We start from the raw sequence: 256 nt of genomic DNA on the forward strand, positions 1-256 counted from the left end.
CGGGGTTCGCGCAGCTCGCTCCCGAGTTCGCCGGACTGCGGATGCCGGGGGTCGTCCTCAACGGCATCCTGCTCCTCTGCGTGCAACTCGCGCTGCTGTGCGCGTGGCGTCTGCTCGCACGCTTCGGCGCCGGGCGTCTCTTCGAGGACGGCGCATTCCGCTGGGTCGATGCGATGATCGGCCTGACCGTGGCGGGAATGGCGGTGGTCGCCGCGGGATGCGGGGTGATCGGCGCGGCCGGTGCGGGGAGCCCCTT

1 protein-coding gene is annotated in these 256 nt (G+C 72.3%); it reads left to right on the forward strand.

The genetic code is table 11. The annotated features are described in order from the left end of the window. A partial coding sequence (locus KVT44_RS56350) for a DUF2975 domain-containing protein (RefSeq protein WP_217577044.1) occupies positions 1-256 on the forward strand: 256 nt, incomplete at both ends.

This window comes from Streptomyces sp. GbtcB7 (genome assembly GCF_019091445.1).
Lineage (GTDB): Bacteria > Actinomycetota > Actinomycetes > Streptomycetales > Streptomycetaceae > Streptomyces > Streptomyces mirabilis.